This is a genomic window from Paludibaculum fermentans, from assembly GCF_051172195.1.
Lineage (GTDB): Bacteria > Acidobacteriota > Terriglobia > Bryobacterales > Bryobacteraceae > Paludibaculum > Paludibaculum fermentans_A.
On record NZ_JBPJAQ010000004.1, the window covers coordinates 256262 to 275307 of the forward strand.

Annotated in this window: 15 protein-coding genes; 7 read left to right on the top strand and 8 right to left on the bottom strand. The window is 63.7% G+C overall.

The features are described 5' to 3' along the window. From ACR9Y2_RS37850 to ACR9Y2_RS37860, 3 genes are read left to right on the top strand one after another with little or no spacing between them, the layout of a single operon-like run. Positions 1 to 2004: a DUF4139 domain-containing protein gene (locus ACR9Y2_RS37850; protein ID WP_435047106.1), complete on the top strand. Its 2004-nt coding sequence runs from the start codon at positions 1 to 3 to the stop codon at positions 2002 to 2004. Next, complete coding sequence (locus tag ACR9Y2_RS37855) at positions 2001 to 2963, top strand: homoserine dehydrogenase (protein ID WP_435047107.1); 963 nt, start codon at positions 2001 to 2003, stop codon at positions 2961 to 2963. Before ACR9Y2_RS37850 ends, ACR9Y2_RS37855 begins: the two co-directional genes overlap by 4 nt. Continuing rightward, entirely contained in the window at positions 2960 to 3802 is an 843-nt protein-coding gene (locus tag ACR9Y2_RS37860; protein ID WP_435047108.1) for a fumarylacetoacetate hydrolase family protein, read from the top strand. Before ACR9Y2_RS37855 ends, ACR9Y2_RS37860 begins: the two co-directional genes overlap by 4 nt. On the opposite strand, the gene ACR9Y2_RS37865 is transcribed toward ACR9Y2_RS37860, so the two are convergent. After that, the gene (locus ACR9Y2_RS37865) at positions 3771 to 4343 is read right to left on the bottom strand and encodes a LysE family translocator (RefSeq protein ID WP_435047109.1); all 573 of its coding nucleotides are present in this window, start codon (positions 4341 to 4343) and stop codon (positions 3771 to 3773) included. The genes ACR9Y2_RS37860 and ACR9Y2_RS37865 overlap by 32 nt on opposite strands. 67 nt (positions 4344 to 4410) lie before the next feature. Here ACR9Y2_RS37865 and ACR9Y2_RS37870 point away from each other — a divergent pair, with 67 nt between their 5' ends. Beyond that, the gene (locus ACR9Y2_RS37870) at positions 4411 to 4851 is read left to right on the top strand and encodes an Lrp/AsnC family transcriptional regulator (RefSeq protein WP_435047110.1); all 441 of its coding nucleotides are present in this window, start codon (positions 4411 to 4413) and stop codon (positions 4849 to 4851) included. Positions 4852 to 4972: 121 nt separating this feature from the next. Here ACR9Y2_RS37870 and ACR9Y2_RS37875 read toward each other — a convergent pair whose 3' ends face one another. Together ACR9Y2_RS37875 and ACR9Y2_RS37880 are read right to left on the bottom strand one after the other, a co-directional pair. Next, positions 4973 to 5854, bottom strand: a complete 882-nt coding sequence (locus ACR9Y2_RS37875; RefSeq protein WP_435047111.1) for a hypothetical protein — start codon at positions 5852 to 5854, stop codon at positions 4973 to 4975. A gap of 241 nt (positions 5855 to 6095) precedes the next feature. After that, positions 6096 to 9137: a non-contractile tail sheath protein gene (locus tag ACR9Y2_RS37880; protein WP_435047112.1), complete on the bottom strand. Its 3042-nt coding sequence runs from the start codon at positions 9135 to 9137 to the stop codon at positions 6096 to 6098. Between the two features lie 428 nt (positions 9138 to 9565). Here ACR9Y2_RS37880 and ACR9Y2_RS37885 point away from each other — a divergent pair, with 428 nt between their 5' ends. Continuing rightward, positions 9566 to 10729 carry a galactokinase gene (locus tag ACR9Y2_RS37885; protein ID WP_435047113.1) on the top strand — a complete coding sequence of 388 codons (1164 nt, stop codon included), beginning with the start codon at positions 9566 to 9568 and terminating at the stop codon, positions 10727 to 10729. A gap of 10 nt (positions 10730 to 10739) precedes the next feature. Further along, complete coding sequence (locus ACR9Y2_RS37890; protein ID WP_435047114.1) at positions 10740 to 11447, top strand: nucleotidyltransferase family protein; 708 nt, start codon at positions 10740 to 10742, stop codon at positions 11445 to 11447. Here ACR9Y2_RS37890 and ACR9Y2_RS37895 read toward each other — a convergent pair. The 3 genes from ACR9Y2_RS37895 to ACR9Y2_RS37905 all read right to left on the bottom strand — a co-directional run bounded on the left by ACR9Y2_RS37895 (position 11442) and on the right by ACR9Y2_RS37905 (position 15500). Continuing rightward, on the bottom strand, positions 11442 to 12635 hold the full coding sequence (locus ACR9Y2_RS37895) for a lactonase family protein (protein ID WP_435047115.1): 1194 nt from the start codon (positions 12633 to 12635) through the stop codon (positions 11442 to 11444). The two genes, ACR9Y2_RS37890 and ACR9Y2_RS37895, sit on opposite strands and share 6 nt — an antisense overlap. A 60-nt stretch (positions 12636 to 12695) precedes the next feature. After that, positions 12696 to 14498 carry a sodium:solute symporter family protein gene (locus ACR9Y2_RS37900; protein WP_435047116.1) on the bottom strand — a complete coding sequence of 601 codons (1803 nt, stop codon included), beginning with the start codon at positions 14496 to 14498 and terminating at the stop codon, positions 12696 to 12698. 81 nt (positions 14499 to 14579) lie between these two features. After that, positions 14580 to 15500, bottom strand: coding sequence for a sugar phosphate isomerase/epimerase family protein (locus tag ACR9Y2_RS37905; RefSeq protein ID WP_435047117.1), 921 nt, complete (start codon positions 15498 to 15500; stop codon positions 14580 to 14582). A 45-nt stretch (positions 15501 to 15545) separates the two neighbouring features. Here ACR9Y2_RS37905 and ACR9Y2_RS37910 point away from each other — a divergent pair, with 45 nt between their 5' ends. Continuing rightward, entirely contained in the window at positions 15546 to 16001 is a 456-nt protein-coding gene (locus ACR9Y2_RS37910) for a hypothetical protein (RefSeq protein WP_435047118.1), read from the top strand. Here ACR9Y2_RS37910 and ACR9Y2_RS37915 read toward each other — a convergent pair. Together ACR9Y2_RS37915 and ACR9Y2_RS37920 are read right to left on the bottom strand one after the other, a co-directional pair. Next, complete coding sequence (locus ACR9Y2_RS37915) at positions 15979 to 17715, bottom strand: metallophosphoesterase (RefSeq protein ID WP_435047119.1); 1737 nt, start codon at positions 17713 to 17715, stop codon at positions 15979 to 15981. The two genes, ACR9Y2_RS37910 and ACR9Y2_RS37915, sit on opposite strands and share 23 nt — an antisense overlap. Continuing rightward, positions 17712 to 18977, bottom strand: a complete 1266-nt coding sequence (locus ACR9Y2_RS37920; RefSeq protein WP_435047120.1) for a CotH kinase family protein — start codon at positions 18975 to 18977, stop codon at positions 17712 to 17714. Before ACR9Y2_RS37920 ends, ACR9Y2_RS37915 begins: the two co-directional genes overlap by 4 nt. Positions 18978 to 19046: the final 69 nt, after the last annotated feature.

Here is a 19046-nt window from a genome sequence, read left to right on the forward strand (position 1 = left end):
ATGAAACAAGCACTCGCCGTAATGCTCTCAGCCAGCCTGATCCAGGCGGCCGATTTGCCGGTGACCAAGGTCATCCTATACAAGAATGGAGTCGCCTACTATGAGCGATCGGGGGAAGTAAAAGCGGGAGAACCGGGCCGCCTCGACTTCCAGGCCTCTGAGATGGACGACGTCCTCAAGTCGCTCGTCGTCGATGCCAAAGGCGGAGTCTCCCGCATCCGCTATGAACTCAGCGAACCGCTGCAGCGCAAACTGGCCGGCCAGGGCATCCAGATCCGCGAGGAGATGCCACTCGTCCAGCTCCTCGACCGCTGGCGCGGCGCTCACATCGAGCTCAAGTACGGAGGCAACCCCGTCTCCGGAGTCATCATCAGCGGCCGCCTCGCCCCCCTGCCCCAGCAGGGCCAGCGCCAGGAACTGTCCATCCTCACCGACTCCGGCGAAATGCGCCTCATCGATCTCGAGGCCACCCAGGGCCTGAAACTCACCGACGCCAAACTCCAGCAGCAGTTCGTCGACGCCCTCACCGCCATCGCCCAGTCCCGCTCCAAGGACAAACGCGCCGTCTTCATCGACACCACTTCGGCCGGCAAGCTCACCGCCCGCTACCTCATCCCCGCCGCCGTCTGGAAGTCCAGCTACCGCCTCGCCCTGGCCGACACCGGCGACTCCACCCTCGAAGGCTGGGCCATCGTCGACAACGCCTCCGGCGAAGACTGGACCAACGTCGACCTCACCGTCGTCAGCGGCCGCCCCGTCTCCTTCATCAGCCGCCTCTACGAACCCAAATTCCTCACCCGGCCCGAAGTCTCCCTGCCCGACGATCAGCCCGTCGCCCCCGTCCTTTACGAAAGCGCCATGATGAAGAACGCCGACGCCCGCATGGAAGGCGTAGCCGTCGGCGGAGTCAGAGCCGACCGCGCCGCCAAGTCCAATCGCGCCTTCGCCCCCGCCATGGCCATGGCCCCCGCACCTGCCCCCGCGTCCGAGGCGATGATGCTCTCCGCCGGCTCCGGCATGCTCAACATCAACACCGAAGCCCGCGAGGCCGGTGAACTCTTCGAATACCGCTTCTCCACCCCCGTCACCGCCAAGAAGGGCGAGTCCATGCTCCTGCCCTTCCTCCAGCAGAAGATCGGCGCCCGCAAACTCCTGGTCTACTCAGACCGTTCGCAGCTCAACCCGCGCAACGCCGCCGAAATCACCAACATCACCGGCAAGACCCTCGACGGCGGCCCCATCACCGTCTACCAGGGCGGCGGCTACTCCGGCGAGGCTCTGATGGAAACCCTCAAGGCCGGAGAAAAGCGACTCATCAGCTACTCCGTCGACCAGGGCACCCGCGTCACCACCAACATTGAAACCACCAGCGACGTCATCCGCTCGTTCAAAGCCAATCGCGGCATCCTGATCACGCACAGCGCCATCGTCACCACGACCACCTACACCATCGACAACGCCGACGCCAAGGAGAAGACCCTCGTCATCGAGCACCCCGTCGACTCCACCCAGAAGCTGCTCAGCCCCAAAGCCGACGAGACCAGCGCCAACAAATACCGCTTCAACGTGAAGCTCGCCGCCAAGGGCAACGCCAAACTCGCCGTCGTCCAGGAACGCGAACTCCAGCAGACCATCATGCTCAGCTCGCTCACCCCCGACGTTCTCGCCGAATACATCCAGAACAAGCAGCTCACCCCCGCCGCCCGCAAACAACTCGAAGCCATTGCCGCCAAAAAAGCCGAAATCGCCGCCGCCGACAATGAGCTCCGCCAGATCGAAACCCAGACCGCCGAGATCAGCCGCGACCAGGACCGCATCCGTCAGAACATCAACTCCCTCAGCCGCATCGCCGGCCAGGAAGCTCAGGTGAATCGCTACGCCGCCGAACTCGCCCGGCTCGACACCACCCTCGCCCAACTCCGCGACCGCCAGAGCGAGTTGCGCAAACGCCACATAACCCTCGACACTGAACTCAACGCCCTCATTGAGAAGCTAGAGTTTTGAGAGTCGCAATCATCGGTTATGGCAATGTGGGGCGCGCCTTTGCGCGCCTCCTCGAACAGAAACGTTCCGCCTATCCTTTCCGAATCGTGGCGGTCCACACCGCCCGCCACGGTTCGGCCTACGATCTGAAGGGTCTGCCGGCTGAGCCCGCCTTCGGCCCCGCCGCCCCGTCCATCGACGAATTTCTCGCCACGGCCCGCGCTGAAATCGCCATCGAGCTCACCCCGCTGAACCCCGAATCCGGCGAGCCCGCCATCACCCACATCCGCACCGCCCTCGCGCGCGGCATGCATGTGATCACCGCCAATAAAGGGCCCGTCGCCTTCGCTTACGCCGCCCTCCACGAAGAGGCCCGCCGCGCCGGGCTCGAGTTCCGCTACGAGGCCACCACCATGGACGGCACCCCCGTCTACAACCTCGTCCGCAACAATCTGCCCGGTGTCAAAATCGAAGGCTTCGCTGGAGTCTTCAACTCCACCACCAAAGTGATCCTCGCCGCCATGAGCCGCGGCCTCACCCTCGACGAAGGCATCGCCGAAGCCCGCGCCCTCGGTATCGCCGAAGCCGATCCCGTCTTCGATATCGATGGCTGGGACTCCGCCTGCAAAGCCGCCGCCCTCGCCAACGTCATCATGGACGCCCGCGTCACCCCCCAACAGGTCGACCGCCGCGGCATCGGCAAACTCACCCCCGAAAAACTGGCCGAAATCCAGGCCACCGGCAAAACCGTTGCCCTCGTCGCCCGCGCGAAACGCACCGCTGGAGCCGTCAAACTCCGCGTCCGCGCCGAGGTCCTCGACAAGGACGACATCCTCGCCTCCATGCGCGGCACTTCCAACCTCCTCGTCCTCGAAACCGACCTCATGGGCAAGCTCGGTGTCTTCACCCTCAAGCCCGGCCTCGAACAAACCGCCTACGGCCTCTTTTCCGACCTGGTCGACATCGCGAGAAGCTTATGAAACTGATGAACACCCAGCACGGTCCGGCCGTGCTCCACGACGGCGCCGCCGTCCTCTTCAAGGAGATCAACGCCAAGCGCGGCGCGGCCCTGCCCGCTGATCTGCTCAGCCTCATCCAGTCCGGCGACCTCACCCCGCTGCACGACCTGCGCGGCGTCGAAGGCGAACCGCTCTCCGGCATCACACCCCAACTGCCCTTCACCCCGCCCAAGATCTGGTGCATCGGCCTCAACTACAAGAGCCACGCGGAGGACATCAACGCCGTCCAGCCCGAGGAGCCCGGCAGCTTCATGAAGCCCGCCTCCTGCCTCTTCCCGCCCGGCGGCGACATCGTCCTGCCCCCGGCCGAAGTCTCCAATGACGTCGACGCCGAAGGCGAACTCGGAGTCATCATCGGACGCCGCTGCCGCTTCGTACCAGCCGAGCACGTCCCCGGCGTGATCTTCGGCTACACCACCACCCTCGACCTCACCGCCCTCGACGTCCTCGCCCGAAACACCCGCTACCTCACCCGCTCCAAATCCATCGATACCTTCTTCAGCTTCGGACCCATCATCGTCACCGCCGACGAAGTCCCCGACGTCGCCGCCCTCGAAGTCATCACCGGCCACAACAGCGGCATCTGCTCCCGCGACTTCGTCCACCACATGCGGCACCTGCCCTACGAGCTCGTTCGCTTCCACAGCGACTTCTTCACGCTGGAGCCCGGCGACCTCATCTCCACCGGCTGTCCCAAAGGCGCCCGCATCAAAGCCGGCGATGTCGTCGAATCCCGCATCGACGGCGTAGGTCGCCTCACCGCCACCGTCACACAGGGCGCACGAGTACCGCTTTACTAAGCGCGCTCAGCCCAAAGCCGAACAGCACGCAAGCGGCCGCGCGGTTGATCCACACAAACGCCACCGGCGTCACTCTCTGCCGCAGCAGTGACGCCCCTGTCGACAGAATTGCCCACCACGCCATCGACCCCGCGAACACGCCGCCAATGAACCAGCCCGGCGCCGCAGCGCCCACGCCCGCCACCATCGCCGCAAACGCCAGAATCGTCATCGGATTGGTAATCGTCAACAGGAACGTCGACCAGAACCCCGACCCCTGCGCCGCCTGCTCGCCCGGCTCGCTGCGCAACGTCTGCCACGCCAGCCAGCACAGCAGCAAGCCCCCGATCAAGGCCGCCGGCCGCTGCCACGACGCCAGCAGCGTCACCCCAAACACTGCCAGCGCGCCGTAGCAGAGATCCGCCGCGGCAGCCCCCAATCCGCACACGAAACCAGCCCGCATCCCACCGGCCAGCGAGCGCCGCAACACCAGCAGTCCAATCGGGCCCACCGGAGCCGCAATCGAGAAACCCAGCACAATTCCCTTGAAAAATGCGTCCATGGCAGTATGTTAGAAACTTAGGGCGGTTTTGAACAGACGGGATCGTAAGCCGAATGGAGGAAACACCATGGAATCGATGGACGCGAGGGACTGGCAGCTTTTGAAACTATTGCAGGAGGATGCGCGCATGCCCTTTGCCGAGCTCGGCCGGCGTGTGCAGCTCACCCCGCCCGCCGTGGCGGAACGCGTCCGCCGCATGGAGGATCAGGGCATCATTCAGGGCTACACCGCGCGCATCAACCGCGCCGCCATCGGCCGGCCCCTACGGGTTTTCCTGCGCGTCCACGTCCCGCCCAAGGAGTATCCGAAGTTCCTGCGCATCGTGCCGCTCGAGCCATGTCTAGAGGAATGCCACCACGTCACCGGCGCGGAAGCCTTCGTCCTGAAAGCCTCGGTGCGCGACGTAGCCGAGCTGGAACAGCTCATTCAGAAGTTCAGCCTGTTCGGGCCCACCGTGACGTCCATCGTGCTGTCAACCCCAATGGATCGCCCCAATCCCCAACTCTGACGGAGCCGCAAACGTCAGTGAGCGGATAGCTACCGAAAGCCTCCACTCAGTTCCCCAGCGCGACCCTTTACCTGCACGCCGCCACCTCGGTGGATCACCAGCCGGGCATCCACAACCCGCCCTACGGCGCCATCAAGCTCGGAGGAATAAACAACGACGCCGAAAGCCACCGGGTCAGCCAGCCCTTCTGCTCCCGAAAATCCGCCCATTCAATCGCGCTCGAATCGCCGTCATCCGAGAAGAATCCCACGCCGCCTGACCGCAGCCGCGAATCCGACCACTCATCCACCACATGCCCGTCAATCAGCGTCGTGAACCGGCTGCCCCGCACCATCGCCGTGATGTTATACCGACGGTCCTTCTGCAACGCGATCGGCAGCGGCAGCTCCGCCCGGTCGAACGTCCAGGAATTCATCACACCATAACGCACAATGCTCGCCCCGGAGACTTCGCCCGGCCTCGACAGCAGGATCTTCGTCGCGTAGTAGTTGTCCGTGTCGCGCGCCCGGAAAGCCCAGCCCATCCCCTTGCGCTCGATGGAGGCCCGGAACTGCAGCTCATAGTCCTTGCTGTTCAACGTGGGCCGCCACAACCTCAGTTTGCCCGGTGTCACCGCATTGCCGTTCCACGCCCAGCCGGTCGTCCCGCCCGTCCATTCCGAAATCCGGCTGCGGAAATCCGACTTCACGCGCAACGGTTGTTCGCCGGGCATATGGCTCTGCAGCCAGCTCGCCCAACTATTGGAAAAACTGGAACGCCGCGCCAAGTCGCGGTCATCGCCCGAGCTCGGCAAAGTAGTGGGCGCGGAGGTAGCCAGGGGGCTCGGCCCACCCGTATTGCTGTCCGGAAACAATAACCGGAGTCCCAACATGGCGGCCAGAACCCCGAACACAGCTCCGGCTAAGGCAGTGTTGGACGACTTGCTCTGTTGCTGTGGCTTGCTGGCACCGGAACGATTCGACTCCCAGAAAGGATCTTCCTCGAACTCCAGGTCCCTCATCATCGAAGCAGAGGCTCTCGCCCCACGCTTCCGGCAGCCCTCACAACAGAACTCGCGGTCCGTCAATTGCCTCAGCGGGCTGATCGGTTTCCCGCACCTTTGACAACGCATCCGCTTTCTCCGCTAACTAGCGAATAGTACCAGTGACCTTGCAGGTTCATACCCCACTAGGTGCAAATGTTCCTTCGCCTCAGGGTTGGCTACCCCATCAGGGATCCTAAAATCCCCTAACCAACCTGCCTGCTCATCGAAATCGGTACGCTCGGCCCACACCCAGCGCCGACAAATTAATCCCATAGAGGCAGACATGGTCGAAGGCCCAAAGACTCGTGCAGTCCATCTTGAGGTCCTTCGCATATGCAACCTCCCGGAACCATGGGTACGAGCCTCTGAACACGGGGATCATGGCTCGAACGGCGCCCGGCGGCCAGCCAAGCTCAATCGGAAGCCGCATACATTTTCGAGCCAAGTCCAGGTCTCTGGACCACGCACCACAGTCCAATGCTTCAATCTTGAATCGGTCGAAGCCGGATGAAACTTTAGTACCCCATTCCGACGGCAGGTTCACCCCACGGTTCAGCCGTCCCCCTAACTGATGGATTCCGATCGGCTTAGGATGATTGACGTCATTTGGGAAGAGTATCTCTAATTTGACCGAGGGATAGGCTGTTCTCACCGCACGTCCGATCGCCGCCGCAAAGTCCCGTAACCTGTTCCGTAGAAACAGCGCATCGGCTCCTCCGTTCACCTCCGGATCGTCGTCGGGCCCCCCAAATGGATGCAATGGACGGCCCAGCACCGCCTTCGCCGCCGAATTCGTCTGAGCGTCGTAGTAAGCCATCCCCCCTAAGGGATTTTCCTGGGTGCGGTTGCTGAAGTACCACCACGTAAATTCGCCCATCTGGAGGTCCGGCGTCGCCCCCGCCGCCGACATCAGCCCCGCAATCTCCGTAAACACCCGGATCTGAAAAGCTTGCATCTCAGGTGAAAACGAACAGTGCGACGACTTCAAGCCCCCGAACCCCATGGCGGTCAGCACCGGCCGCCCGTCCAGGTACTGAGCCGCAAAGCCCGGCGGTGGATTCACCAGTTCCATCGAGACCGCCGTCGTCACCGCCCGCCCCGACGCCGCACACAGCCGGTAGAAGTCGGAATGCCAGGCCCGCGCCCCCTCGTTCACGGCATGCTCCGCCTCCACATCCACCACCCAGTCCCCCATCGACCCGCCCGTCAACTGCCCCGGCACCCCTGTCACCGTACCCGTCGATTCCGCCGCCCGCTCCACCCACGCCTTCACCGGAAACTCGTACGCCGCCGCCGCCGATCGCGCCCGGATCCACAACTTCGCCTCGTCCGCCGCCGCCCACACGCCCACGTAATTGGCGTTAATCAGATACGCAAAATGCCGCGCGATCGAGTCCGGAACCTCCGCCGCCAGCACTGTCTTTCCACACCGTTGCCCGCCGATGTCGACGAACACCTGGTCCCCCGGCGTGAAGGCGCCGCCAAACTCCAGGCACAACCCGGGCATCACCCCACCCACCCGCTTGCGCTCGTTCCACCAGAAGATTCCGATGTACTCGTTCAACGGCCCCACGGCCCCTAACTTGTCCAGAATCCATAGGATCCGCGCCGGTGGCAGCTTGTACGCATGGTCCGTCGAATAGTCCAGCGCCGGGGTCAGGAACGCGTCCGCCAGCGCCGCCTCCGGCACATCTCCGGCGACCACCGCCTGCAGGTAGTCGAAGTAAAACGGCGAGCTCGACAACGACGTCAATCGCACCACGTGATGCCCGGGCGCCACCCCCTGTGCCGCAGGCCGTCGCGTCACCACCGCCGGTTCCGCCCCCAGCAGCGCGTTTACCTCGCCCGCCTTCACCCCGTCTACCTCTACACTCACCCCACCCCTGTCCCCGTAGAGCGAGGTGCCCAGCCACAAATCATGCGTTTTCTGGCAGTGGTATCGCACCGTCACCGACGCCCCCGCCACGCGCGTCACGCGCGCCGAATTGTCCAGGAAGAAACCATCCTCCGGCTGCCAAGCCCCTTCGAATGAGCACCTTCCGTCCAGCGACCCGATGCGCACACTGTCCCTACCGGCCACACTCAGCCGCCGCACCTCCTCAGGCCCCGTCAACGTCCAGTTCTCGAAGGTTGCCGACCACGGCGAGCCCTCGTACTCCTGGCTGTCCGCCAACCGCGGAGCCAGCGTCAGCCACATCTGCCGGATCTCTTTCAACCCCAGTGCCCCGAAGTCCAGTGAAATGTGTAGCTTGGCGGTCGAAGTGCCGCCCCCGAACTGCACGTGATCCGGTCCGGCCGACAGCCGTCCGTTCTTCGATGTCGTATACATGCGCAGGAAATTCGTGTCGTATCCGCCCTCCGTGGTACGGATTTTCAGCGTCGTGCCGTCCAACTCCGCCTGCAGCGCGTAAGTCGAGGCCGTATCGTAACTTGCAGCGTTGATCTGGTCCCGCAGCGCACGGCACACAGTCGACTCCTTCACGTGATACAGGTGCTCCACGAAGCTGCCGTCCACATTCACCGGAACACTCGTCCCATCGTCCAGCCGCCGCTCCAGTTGGATCATCCACGGATGCTCGCCCTCGAAGGCCTTGATCTCCGGATCCGCTTCGTAGCCCGGAGCCACCCCGTTGATCCGGTCCCTCAGCTCCTGGGCCACCTCGGCCGAGCTGTCGCCGTGCAACTCTTCATACCCATAGCCGCGGTCCCGGATCACCACCGAATGGAAGTGGCCCTCGCCCTCGGCATAGATCTCGTACTCGGTCCGCACCTTGCCCGGCACCACATAGTCGAACGCATAGTTCTGATACCAAAGGGTGACCCGGTCCCAGGCGTCCAGGTCCTCGCCTGCAATCTTGAACTCGGCGCGAGCCGGCTCGTCGGGCGTGGCCACCACGCTCGCGTGGTCCGACAAACGCACCTTCGTCCGCCCGCCGCTCGCCAGCTCCACGTCCAGGAATGGCCAGTCGATGGTCGGATACTTCTTCGACGTCAAGGGCATCAGCCCGGAATAAGTCACGTAGAAATCCAGCTTGAGCCCGTCGAACCGGAAGTCCGGCAGGTACTTCAAGTCGTGGTGCTCGTAGAAGTTATCCGCGTCGTACAACACCACCACCGCGAAATCCGCGGCATCCCGGAACTGGCCCGACACCGAGAACCCGTTCGCCGTCGCATGGTGCACCGCCGCCGATGCTCCCAGATGATCAAAACCCCGCAACTGGACCGTACGATCCGGCTGCAATTTGTAAATCCGCTCAGCCATATACCAACCTCCGGGGCAGAAGATACACAGCTGGTCAACGACCCGCGCCCGGACTGCCCCTCAGTTTCCTGCTATCTTCTTCAAAAGACGAGATGAGAAAAAATACGCTACCCTTGTGACGGCCCTCCGCGAATGCCGCCGATCTCTGAAAAACCTCCGATTCGGGACCAGTTCCCCCGGCATGCCCGTTGGGCGGCCTGGCCGGAGGCTTCGGCTTCGGCAACGGTTACACTCGAAGTAGCCATCGTGGGCAAGGCCGGGCGACCAGTCCGGCTTCGACCCTGGTTCAGGAACTGCTACGCCCCGGCATGGAGATCACGTACTTCTCCGTCCATCCGGCCGACCAGCCCGCTGAACGCGTCTACCGGCGCTGGGTTTTCGAAGACACTGCGGCTTGTATGAAAGCCGCGCCATTCTGTAGGTGAACCATGCCCACTCCTGATTCCGCCGCCCTGTTTGCGGCCCGCTTTGGCGAAGGCGCCCCCGCCTCGCTCTCTGTGCCCGGCCGCGTCAACCTGATCGGCGAACACATCGACTACCACCTGCTACCGGTGCTGCCCATCGCCATCGACCGCCATATCCACATCGCCTTCCGCCGCCGCGAAGACCGCCGCATCCGCGCCGCTTCAGACGTCTTTGGCGACCGCGAGTTCGAGTGGACCGCCCGGCTCCAGCCCTCCGCCCCCGGCGACTGGGAGAACTACATCAAGGCCGCCGCCCAGGCTGTCCAGCACAAGTGGGAATTGAACTACGGCATCGACCTCGCCGTGGTCTCGGACCTCCCCCCAGCTGCGGGCCTGTCCTCCTCCTCAGCCTTGCTGACGGGCATCACCCTGGCCCTGCTCCGCGCCAATGGCCTGGACGCCAACTTCGAGGAGTTGATGGAGATCCTGCCCGAGGGCGAGTACTTCGTCGGTACGCGCGGCGGAGGCATGGACCACGCCGCTGTCCTGGCCTGCCGCCAGGGCGCCGCACTGCTCATCCACTTCGCGCCGCTGTCCGTGGCGCCCGTCCCGATTCCCGCGGAACTCTCGTTCCTCGTTGCACATAGCCTCACCACCGCCGAGAAATCCGGCGAGGTCCGCGCCGAGTACAACGCCCGCCGCACCGCCGGCTCCAGCGGCCTGCGCCAGCTTGGCTTCGATTCGTTCGGCGAGGCCCTGGCCCAGCACTCCGTGGGCAACCTCAAGTCCATGGCCGCCAGCCGCCTGCGCGATCCCGAACAGCGCTGCTTCCGGCACGTCATCACCGAAGCCAGCCGCGTCACCCGCGCCGTCGAGGCCCTGAAGGAGGGCGACGGCCAGTCCCTGGGCTGTATCCTGAACGCCTCCCACGTCAGCCTGCGCGACGACCTGCGCATCAGCAACAACGATCTGGACGAACTCGTCCTGGCGGCCGGCGCCTCCGGAGCGTTAGGCGCCCGTCTCACCGGAGCCGGTTTCGGCGGCTGCGCCGTCATCCTCTGCCGCACCCCCGAACTCGAGAAGGTGCGCGCCGGGGTGATCGAGCGATATTACTCAAAACGGTCAGGATTCGTACCTGAGGTACACCTGCTGGCCGCTACCCCCTGCGCTGGTGCATTGTATCTGTAGGAGTCTGCACATGATTCGAAAAGCGGTGATCCTCGCCGCGGGCCGCGGCACCCGAATGGGCGAGTACACGGTCGATACCCCCAAGGCCATGCTGCCCGTGCGCGGGCGTCCCATGCTGGAACATGTCCTGGATGGGCTGGCCTCGGTTGGAGTAGAACGGTTCCTGGTCGTCACCGGCTACCGCCGTGAGATGGTCGAGGACTACTTCGGTAAGTGGCGCCTGCCCGTCGAATTCCGCGTCCAGGAAGCGCTGGACGGCACCGGTTCAGCCACCCGCCTGGCTCGCGAGTTCGCCGCGGCCGACCCGTTCCTGCTGACCTTCGCCGACATCCTCTGCCCGCCTGCCGCTTACACCCTTTGCGCCAACACCCTGACGGACAATCCGGCGACGTTGGCCGTGATGGGTGTCAAGGACGTCGATGACCCCTGGCAGGGCGCGGCTGTCTACGAAGAGCAGGGCGTGGTCACACGGGTCGTGGAGAAGCCCCCCCAGGGCACGTCCACAACCCGGTGGAATAGCGCTGGGCTCTACTCCATGAGTCCCCAGGTCTTCCCCTATCTGGACCGTCTCGAGAAGTCGCCACGAGGCGAATATGAACTCACGTCCATCTTCACGATGATGCTCGACGAGGGGCGCGAAGTGCGTATCTCCGCGATCGAAGGCGCCTGGCGTGATGTGGGCCGGCCTGAAGACCTGGCTGCCGCCGAAACTCTATAGGAACGTAATGATCGACGGCGTGCCCACCGGCGTGTACTGCCCCGTGAAGGCCGGCATGCCCGTTTGGGCGTTGATTTTAAAGCATGTGACGGCATCGCCGTGCTGGTTGCAGACGTACAGGAACCGGCCGCTGGGATCGATGCTGAAGCTGCGTGGATAGTCGCCGCGCGTCCACTCTTCGCCCACCCAGGAGAGCGTGCCGTTCGCTCCAATCCCGAAGACGGCAATGGAGTCGTGCACCCGGTTGGCGGCATACAGGAAACGGCCGTCCGCCGACACAGCTACCTCGGATGTGTAGTTCGTCCCGGCAAAGCCTTTCGGCAGCGAACTGATGGTCTGCTTGGCCGCGAGCCTGCCCGTGGCCGGGTCATAGTCGAAGGCGATCAGGGTGGAGCCCTCTTCCTGGATGCTGTAGAGCCACTTGCCCTTAGGATGCGAGGCAAAGTGGCGCGGCCCGTCGCCGGATGGGGCCTGGAAGTAAGGCATCGCCGCAGGCACGAGCTTTCCGTTGTTGAGAGTCCAGACGTAGATCCGGTCGAGGCCCAGGTCGGTCGAGACAATGAACTTACCCGACGGGTCGGACTGGATCATGTGACCGTGCGTACGTTCGTGACCGCTGATGGCAAAGCTGCCTGGAGGCGCGCTGGCGGCCGGCAGATTTCCGAGCTTGCCCTGTCCCTCTTTCACATCAGTGGCAGCCCCCAGCGAGCCATTGGCCTGAACTGGCAGCACCGCCACCGTGCCGCCGTGGTAGTTGGCGACAAAAACATACTTGCCGGAAGGGTGCACGCTGAGGTGGCACGGACCGGCGCCGCGCGAGCTAACCGTGTTCAGGACAGTGAGATGGCCGGTTGCCCGGTCTACCGACAGGGCGCTGACCGAACCCGAGCCCTTCTCTTCCTTCGAGGTGCCTGTTTCGTTGGCCGAGTAGAGGTGTTTGCCATCCGGATGGAGAGCAAGCGAGGAGGGATTCGGAACCGAAGTCAGAACCTCGCCTGGCGTGAGGGCGCCGGTGGTGGGATCCATCCGAAACAGGTGGATGCCCTTACCGTTGCCACGGGTGCCTTCCGGCCCATCGACCTGGTTGTAGGTCCCGACGTAGAGCAGGTTCGATTTAGGGGTCTGGATGGCAGCGGCGGCGAGTTGGAGAAATGTCCGGCGCGAAGGGGAGGAGTTCGGATTGGGCATGGGCTTGAGCCTAGTATGCCCAATCCGGAACCTTCAGTATGGTCTATCCTTCGAGCCGCCTTACTCCCACAGCCGGCGGATGACCAGGACCAGGATAGTGCCGCTGACAGCCAGCGTGGCGGTGAGCATCGCGACATAGTCCATGCGGCCATACAGGAAGTTGCCGACCAGGAATAGGCCGGACCAGATCACAGAAACGCCGGTGACCCAACCGACCATAGCCAGCGGGATATTGTCCTGGCGGGCATAGGCGGCGGCTTCGACCGGATCGACCCCGGCCAGACGGCGGATTTCGGTCCAGCCGGGCCCGATGGGGTGCACCAGGCGATAGAAGCTGATGAGCTTGTCGTGGTCGGTCTGGGGTCCGAACAGGGCCGTGATCACCCAGCACAGGGTCGTGAAGCCGATGGTGAGCAGCAGTTCCTTGTACGTGCCCAGGACGATGCCGTTCTTGTGCAGGATGAGGAACCCGATGGAGGCCGCGAAGGAGCTCACCATGGCGACGATCTCGCACCAGGCCGTGATGCGCCACCAGAACCAGCGCAACAGGTAGAGCAGGCCGGTGCCGGCGCCCACCTGCAACATGATGTTGAAGTTATCCTGCGCGGTCTGCAGCACGAACACCATGGCCGAGGAGACAACGAAGAGCAGGACCGTTGCCCAGCGGCCGGCCTTCACATAGTGCTTTTCGGTTTCGCCTGGCTTCAGGAAGCGGCGGTAGAAGTCGTGGACGAGGTAAGACGCGCCCCAGTTGAGGTGGGTCAGGATCGTGGAGGAGTTGGCCGCCACCAGGCCGCCCACCATGAGGCCGATGAAGCCGGTGGGCAGGAACTTGAGCATGGCCGGATAAGCGATGTCGTGGCCGACGAGGGACGGGTCGACGTGGGGGAAGGCCTTCTGGATGTCGGAGAGTTCGGGGTAGATGATGATCGAGGCCAGGCCGACGATGATCCAGGGCCAGGGGCGCAGGACGTAGTGGGCAAGATTGAAGAACAGCGAGCTGCCCAGGGCGTCCTTCTCGGATTTCGAAGCCAGCATGCGCTGGGCGATGTAGCTGCCGCCGCCGGGTTCGGCTCCGGGGTACCAGACCGCCCACCATTGCACGGTAAGGGGGATGATGAACACCGCCAGGGCCAAGTCCCAACTACTGGTGAAGTCGGGCAGCACGTTCAGATAGTTCAGGCCGCCGGGCCCGACTTTGTGGGAGAGCTTCTCCACCAGGCCGGCCATGCCGCCCACCTGGGGCAGCTTGACGGCGAAGTAGGCCGCGGCGATGACGGCGGTCATCTTGATGAAGAACTGAATCATGTCGATGACCAGCACGCCCCACAGGCCGGAGTGGGCGGCGAAGACGACGTTGAGCAGGCCGACGGCCAGCAGCGTCTGCCAGCGGCTCATGCCGAACAGCACGCTGGCGATCTTGCAGGCCGCCAGGTTGACCGAAGCCATGATGATGCAGTTGAAGAACAGGCCGAGGTAGACGGCGCGGAAGCCGCGTACGGCCGATGCAGCTTTGCCGGAGTAGCGGACCTCGTAGAACTCGAGATCGGTCAGGACGCCGGAGCGGCGCCACAGGCGAGCGTAGAAGAAGACGGTAGAAACACCCGTGAGGGTGAAGGCCCACCATTGCCAGTTGCCGGCGACGCCCTGGGTTCGAACGAAGTTGGCGACGAGGTTGGGGGTATCGGAAGAGAAGGTGGTGGCGACCATCGACAGGCCGGCCAGCCACCAGGGAACGGAGCGGCCTGAGGCGAAGAACTCCGCCGTGCTCTTGCCTGATCGTTTACCGAAAAAGAGGGCCGGAATAAAGCAAATCAGGATCGACGCAAGGGCAATCACCCAATCCAGAGGACCTAGAATCATAAGAACTCCCTGAACGGCTGAGAATAGCGCATGGGCGGGGTAAAAGCCAATGCGCTCCCGGGGCTTGGGCTAAGGCGTTTCCTAGGTGATCAGGGCAAAGGCCTTCTTCATGGAAGTGACGGTGGTTTGGAGTGCCTGGTCTGGCGGCATGGCGCGCAGGGCGGCATTGAACGGCTCGCAGCGGGCGGGCGCATCACAGCCGATCTTATTCAGGGCGTTCAGGAAGTCGGCCACGGCGATTACGCCGGTGGCGCAGGGGACCTCGCGCTTGCTGTCCACCTGCTGATCGAGGGGCACGCCGGACGGGGCGTCGTTGAGGTCGATGGAGACGACGTCCTTGTTCGCCAGGGAGAGGATGTCGGCCACGGTGTCGCCGGCGGTGTACCAGTGCCAGCTATCCATGACGAAGCCAATATTGGATTCGCCGGTGGCCGCGATGAGCTCCTTCATCTCCTTCATGGTGTGAATGAAGGCGTAGCGGCGCGCGGTCCAGAGTGTTTTCGGGCCGACATATTCGAGGCCCAGGCGCAGGCCGTCGGCCTTGAGGATGCGGGCGCACTCGCGGAGGCGGCGCGCATGGATGTCAAAGTTCTCGCGGTAGGTGAGGGTGTCGCTATTGGGCGAGAGCCAGGTGGTGATACGGGTGACGCCTGCCTTGCGCAGGGCGGTGCTGCGGACGGGCAGATCCTTGAGCCCCTTGGCGAACTCCTCGTCGGTCTTGCGGAACTCGACGGGCAGGCCGGCGTTGGCCCAGACGATTTTCTTGTCCTTCATGTCGTCCAGCAGGCGTTTGACGGTGCTTTCATCCTGGGCGGCCAGCCAGCCGGAATCGGGCGTGACGGATTCAAAGCCGAAGCGGGCAGCGTAGGCCAAAGCCTCGGGTTGCGATGCTTTTACGCCGATTGAGCCGCAATCGAGCTGGATGGTCATGCGGGTACGGCCGGACGCCATCGCCGCGGGCACCAGGGCGGTGGTTGCCGCCAACATTTCGCGCCGGGTCATGGGATTTCCTCCAAAGTATGTTCCTGTCGGGAAAGTCTATCGCATATGCTGGAAGACTATAAGTACTCCGCCATGAGTTTATCCCTCGGTCAGATAATCTTGCGGGTGGAGGATCCGGGCACGCCGGTAGTGTGGCTGGATCCAAGTGTCCCGGAACAACTCTGGGCGGGCCTGCCCGCGGCCCTGCATCGCGCCGGATATTCGGTGCTGAATCTCGATGGAGACACGCCGATCGCGGACCTGGCGTCGCTGCTGGAGCGATTCTCGGCAAATGCGTCCGCACCCGCGCCAGTGAGCGCGGATCTGTCAGGTTTACGACAGTACCTGCTGCGGCTGCCCAACGATTCGCACATGGGGTGGGTGGTGCTGTTCCGGAATCCTGAGCAACTGCGCCAGAACGACGAAGCGACCTTTGAAGAGCTGCTGGAGATACTGGAGTTCGTCCACGAATCCCGCTATGAGATTCACCAGCGGCTGTTCAAGCTGATTGTGCGGGACTGATCGCCACCGTCACAAAGACGGGGCCGCTCCACTCCTCACCGGCGTTGAGCCGGATTTCGACGCTACCTTCGGGTGCATCCACGGGCATGGTGTAGTCCAGGCGGAACACGCCTGGCAGCGCCGTGGGCTGGGGGATCACAGGCAGGAGACTGCAGGCCATGGCGAGGGCTGCCGGGGCGGCGTGCCTGTCGCCGGCCATCACACCGAGGCCGGTGGCCAGAAGACTGGAAGAGGCCCCGGGCGCGAGCACGAGGTTCGGATCGGGTGGAAAGAGGGCCGGCGCCAACGGGGCGATGGCGGCTTCCATTTCCGCCAGGCCGTTGGGCGTCTCCACCTGGATGCGCACCACGCTGGAGGCGGTGTAAGGGATCTGGAACTGAGCGGTAACCGCGCTGGAATCGATCACGTCCTGCGGTTGACCATCGCAGCGCAGGCGGACCGGGCGGCCCGGCAGGAGATGGAAGCCGCGCAGGACGGCGAGGGAACCAGGGGCGAGGGCAGGCCGCTGGTCGGCCGCATTCACGACGTCGCGGAGGGCCGGGGCGGGCGCGATTTCGACACTATCCAGTTCGACGCGATTCTGGTCGTAGGCCTTGACTACCATGCGCAGCCCATCGATGTGCACCTTCAAGTATTCGAAGGCGGAAGCGCCGTAGGCCGTCAGCGGGTGGACATAGAACGGGTAGAGCGGGGCTCCGCCGCCGCCGGTGATGATGTAGGTGGTGCCGGCACCGTCCTTCGCCGACTGTCCGTCTTTCACGGGGCAGGTGCGCTGGTAGAAGTGCTCGTGGCCGTTGAGGACGAGGGGCACGGCGTAGCGCTCGCAAAGGGAGGCGAGGCGTTCGCGGGCAATGGCGACAAAGGGATCGTCGCGGTGCAGGCCGGCGGTATAGGCCGGATGGTGAAAGAGCACGACGCGCCAGAAGGACGTGCTGTCGCGCAACTGCTGCTCGAGCCAGGGCAGCATGCGATTGACCTCGGGGTCGGGCAATACGGGATCGTTCGAATCAACGGAAATGATGTGGACCGGGCCATGCTGGACGGAGTAGTAGCTCCACTGGTCTTCCGGCCCCAGGCGGAGCTTCATGTAAGGCCGCAGGACGTCGGTGTAGTACTCGTGATTGCCGGGGCAAGAGTAGAAGGGAATGCGCGCCATCTGGGCGGCATAGGGTTTCAGGTAGGCCTCGCGGAGGTCAGTGAAGCTGCCCGCGGGGTAGCCCATATCTCCAACGTGGAGGACGAAATCGGCGTCGGTTTCCTGCTCCATCGCGGCGGCAATGGCGAACTGCACGGGCAGTTGCGAGCCGGAGTCGCCGAGAGCGAGGAAGGTGGCGGTGGGGCCATGCGGGCCGGGCGTGCGAAACGTGCCGGAGCCGGCGGGGGCTCCATTCCACTCGAGACGGTACTGGATGTTAGCTTCGGGCGGCAGGTCTGGCAGGCGGGCGATGAGCAGTTCCAGTTCGGAGTCGAGCCCGGTGACCTGGGGCGGCAGGGGGCGTACGCCGATTTCGAATTGGGCCCATTCGCCATCGCCGGCCTGCCACGAGAGGAGCCCGGAGCCGGGCTCAGTGAGGACCCACAGGAGGGAGGCTCCGCCGCCCGGCAGGAACTGGAGTCGAGCGGTGGAAGGAGCGGGGGCGGAACGGAGGAGACGGGCGCCGGCGACCCCGGCCAGCAGGGCCTTGAAGAACAGGCGGCGCCCGTGGTGTGTCATCGGGTGAGGGTCCGGGCGGTTGTGGCCGACACGGGCGAATCAGCCGGTTCATTCTTGAGGCCCTCGGCGGCGAGCGCCTCCTGGAGGAAGGTGAAGCGGTTGCGGATGGTGTACAGCGTCCAATCCAAGGCCTCATCATACTCCGCCTGGGTGGTGGGTTTGAACTGATCGGCGGCGGCGGAGGTCCGGGTGAGGGCAATGGCTTTGGCCGCCAGGCGGTCGAGCCAGCCGTCCTTGCCGCCGGCCAGGCGATTCACTTCACTGAGATGGAACAGGTAGCGCTGTTTCAGCTCCGGCACCTGGAGGGCGGTGTGCAGGATGACGTTCTCATCCAGGCGCTCCCAGATGCCTTCGTCCCAGTAGTTGAGCGCGGCGCTTTTGTCCCAGGGAATGAATTCGAAGGGAGCACCGGCGCCGGCCTGGTAAAGATAGAAGTTATTGGATCCGACGACGCCGGCGATGCCGTCGATCTCACCGAGATAGGTCTCCACGGCGAGGTGGCGCAGCAGGCGGTTGATATCGAGGTGGCCGGCGATCTCGTCGACGAAGGTCTCGGGCGTGGTGGAGTTGACAGCCTTGATGAAGCTGATCAGCTCGGCGGTATTGGGCGTCTTCTTATTGGTTTTGAGCTCGAAGGGATCGGGCGAGTAGGCGGCCGGATCGTCTCCGAGATCCTCGAAGTGATAGATGTTGTTCAGATTGTATTCGTACAACCAGCCCGTATTGGTGTAGAAATTCCGAGCCAGGAAGGGCGTGTCGATGTCCTCGACGAGGAGGTACAGCCCCTGGAATTCTCCGTTGACATTGACCCGGGCATAGGCGCTGCGAGGTGCGGGTACGCCGGCCCGGCGGAACATCTGCATGCTGAGGTAGTCGCGCAGCATGGGCGGGTCCTGGATCATGTTGAGCAGCACCAGGGATTTCTGGAGAAGAAACCTGGCGCCATCCACATATTTATCGATTGAGATCTTCAGCGACGGCTTCACACCGGAACGGCTGGTGGCGCCGCGGCTGCGGACAGCGACATCAGGAACGGTGATGCCGCTCCAGCTCATGCTGGCCCTGTAGTTGGTGTCTTCGGTGTAGTTCTGCTTGAGGAGCGCCCAATCCTCCGGACTCATGGTCAGGTCGAATTGATGGAGAACACTGGAGTCATAGAGCTTTGACGAGCTATCGATGACGGAATCCGGCACCTGCGCAAGGAGGATTGCGGAGGGGAGCGAGGCAAGCAATCCAATCAGTATTAACTTATCTATTTTCATACGCTTACCATAATAGGGGAGACGGGAAAATACGGAAAAAGGTTGCGCTGCTGATGAAGTGATCTTTGT